This window comes from Rhizobacter sp. (assembly GCF_031412075.1).
Classification (GTDB): Bacteria; Pseudomonadota; Gammaproteobacteria; order Burkholderiales; family Burkholderiaceae_C; genus Rhizobacter.
In genome coordinates this window covers 1-3145 of the sequence record NZ_JANOCG010000475.1, presented here as the reverse complement: position 1 = coordinate 3145, position 3145 = coordinate 1, and the positions used below count along the sequence as shown (strand labels likewise).

At 69.0% G+C, this 3145-nt stretch carries 2 protein-coding genes and 1 pseudogene; all 3 read left to right on the top strand.

All coding sequences use genetic code 11. The features are described from left to right. Positions 1–298 precede the first annotated feature (298 nt). Positions 299–2110 (top strand): annotated as a pseudogene (locus RMO40_RS17870) (carboxyl transferase domain-containing protein); the annotation flags it as partial. Between the two features lie 97 nt (positions 2111–2207). After that, positions 2208–2705, top strand: coding sequence for a glycine zipper 2TM domain-containing protein (locus tag RMO40_RS17865; RefSeq protein WP_309724308.1), 498 nt, complete (start codon positions 2208–2210; stop codon positions 2703–2705). Positions 2706–2759: 54 nt separating this feature from the next. Then, positions 2760–3119 carry a hypothetical protein gene (locus RMO40_RS17860; RefSeq protein ID WP_309724306.1) on the top strand — a complete coding sequence of 120 codons (360 nt, stop codon included), beginning with the start codon at positions 2760–2762 and terminating at the stop codon, positions 3117–3119. Positions 3120–3145 lie beyond the last annotated feature (26 nt).

The following is a 3145-nucleotide window of genomic DNA, read 5'->3' as shown; positions in this document are numbered from 1 at the left end:
ACGTTGAAGACCTTGTGGTCTAGGTCTGTGGCGTCGACATCGAGGCTCATCACGCCGGGGTAGGGCATGTTGCTGACAGGCGGCAGGGTTTGTGCCGCGACGTTTGTGCAGGCCGCAAAGCTGATGGCAGCGGCCCAGGTGCGCAGGTGCGTGTGCATGGTTCTCCTTGTGGGGGAGCGCGCACGATACCGAGTGAAGGCCCACTTGTCACGGCGGCGTCAGGGCGGGTGCGGCGCCGCCGCTACAGTGCCGCAGGCATCACAAGACACGCGGGGAGACCGGCATGACCCAGACCAACTCGATCCAGGCGCCGATGGCCGCCACCGTGGTGCAGCTCGCCGTGAACGTGGGCGACGCGGTGCGTGCCGGCCAGCTGCTGCTGGTGCTCGAAGCCATGAAGATGGAGCACGAGATTCGCGCCGAGGCCGACGCGCAGGTGCTGCACGTGGCGGTGCAGGCCGGCGAGATGGTCAGCGAAGACGACCTGCTGCTCACGCTGGGTGCGGCCGTGGCCGGCGCGGCCACCGCTACAGCGCAAACGGTGCAGGCACAGGCCACGACCGCGCTGCGCGCCGACCTGCAAGAGGTCATCACCCGCCACGGCCACACGCTCGATGCGCAGCGCCCCGAGGCCGTGGCCAAGCGCCACGCCCTGGGCCTGCGCAGCGCGCGCGAAAACATCGCCGACCTGTGCGACGAAGGCAGCTTCACCGAGTACGGCGCACTGGCGTTTGCCGCGCAACGCAGCCGCCGCGCGCTCGACGACCTGATCCAGAACACACCCGCCGACGGCATGGTGACCGGCATCGGCAGCGTCAACAGCGCGCAGTTCGGTGAAGAAAAGTCGCGCTGCGTGGTGATGTCGTACGACGCCACCGTGCTGGCCGGAACCCAAGGCATGCGCAACCACCAGAAGACCGACCGCATGCTCGGCATTGCGCTTGAGCAGCGCCTGCCGGTGCTGCTGTTTGCCGAAGGGGGCGGGGGCCGCCCGGGTGACACCGATTCGTCGACCGTCGCCGGCCTGCACCTGCACACCTTTGCGAGTTACGCCCGCCTGAGTGGCCAGGTGCCGGTGGTGGGCATCGTCGCCGGCCGCTGCTTCGCCGGCAACGCCGCGCTGCTGGGCTGCAGCGACGTGATCATCGCCACGCGAAACAGCAACATCGGCATGGGCGGCCCGGCCATGATCGAAGGCGGAGGCCTGGGCGTGTTCACACCCGAGCAGGTGGGGCCGAGCCACATGCAGCACAGCAATGGCGTGATCGACGTGCTGGTCGCCGACGAAGCGCAGGCCGTGGCCGCCGCCAAGCAGTACCTGGCCTACTTCCAGGGCCGCTTGAGCGACTGGTCGGCCGGCGACCCCAACCGCCTGCGCGAGGCCTTGCCCGAAAACCGCGTGCGCACCTACGACATCCGTAAGGTGATGCAGGGCGTGGCCGACACCGGCTCGCTGCTCGAGCTGCGCGCGGGGTTTGGTGTCGGCATCTTGACGGCGCTGGTGCGCATCGAAGGCCGCCCGGTCGGCCTGATGGCCAACAACCCGGCGCACCTGGGCGGCGCGATCGACCCCGACGCGGCCGACAAGGCCGCCCGTTTCATGCAGCTGTGCAACGCACATGGCCTGCCGCTCGTGTCGCTGATCGACACGCCGGGTTTCATGGTCGGCCCCGAGATCGAAGAAAAGGCCCAGGTGCGCCACGTGAGCCGCATGTTCGTCACCGCGGCGCATTTGCGCGTGCCATTTCTCGCGGTGGTGCTGCGCAAGGGTTACGGCCTGGGTGCGATGGCCATGGCCGGGGGCGGCTTTCATTCGCCCTCGCTCACCGCCGCCTGGCCGAGCGGCGAGTTCGGCGGGATGGGCCTCGAAGGCGCGGTGCGCCTGGGCTACCGCAAGGAGCTGGCGGCCGCGCCCGAGGGCCCGGAGCGAGACGCGCTCTACAACAAGCTGGTGGCCGCGCAGTACGAGCGTGGCAAGGCGATCAACATGGCCGCCATGCTGGAGATCGACGCCGTGATCGACCCGGCGCAGACACGCCACTGGCTGGCGCGCGGCCTGGCCTCGTCGCGTGCGGGCGACAAGCGCAGCGCACCGGTCGACACCTGGTGAGCTGACGCGCGCTTGTCCTACAACGCCTTGCGGCGTTGGCAGGCAGCCACGGTTTGCGCCTGGGCCCACGATGCGGCATCGTTACAGGAGCCCACCCATGAAGACCCGATTCGACCCCATCACGACGTGGCTGGCCATTGCGTCGCTGGCGTGCCTGGTCGCTCTGAGCGGCTGCGGCCCGCAAGACGGCAGCGTCCCCGTCACCAGCGCGCAGGCCAATACGACCGCACAGACGCCCCGGGCGGCGCCGCCCGTGGTCAGTTTCCACCTGGGTGAGGTGCGCCACATCGAGACCCTCACCGAGCGCCCGAAGGGCACGGGCGTCGGCGCCGTGGCCGGCGGTGTGCTGGGCGGTGTGGTCGGTCACCAGGTCGGCGACGGCAACGGCCAAAAAGCGGCCACTGCGGTTGGCGCCGTAGGCGGCGCAGTGCTGGGCAACAAGATCGAGCGCGACCGCGCTGAAAAGGTCGTCGGCTACCGCATCGAAGTTCGCATGGACAACGGCGATGTGCGTCAATTTCAGCGCACCGATCTGGGCGGTTTGGCAGTGGGACGCCGGGTTCGCATCGATGGCGATTCGCTGACCCCCGCCTGAAGTCGATTCCTTGGTGCGAAACTCGCGGCTGCCCACAGCAAGGGAGCCCGCAGCATGGCCATTGGTTGGCTGACCGCCCTCAAAGTCATTCCCTGGAGCGACGTGATCGAAGCCACGCCCGGCATCGTCAAAGGCGCGCGCAAGATCTTCACCCGGGGCCAGCAGGTCGACGTGCCGGCGCCCGCCGCACCCGGCGCCAGCGCGCCCGATCGCGTGGTCCAGCTGGAAACCGCGCTGGCGCAACTGCGCGAGCAGCAGCAGGCTTCGGCGCAGCTGATCGAAACCCTGGCCGAACAAAACGCTCGCATCGTCGAAGCGGTGCAGATCCTGCGTGTTCGCACCCGCTTGCTGATGGTGGTGTGCGGCGTGCTCGCGCTGGTGTTGGTGGCCGCGGTGATGTGGGGGGTGAGATGAGCGCGCCCTGCATCCGTGTGGGCATC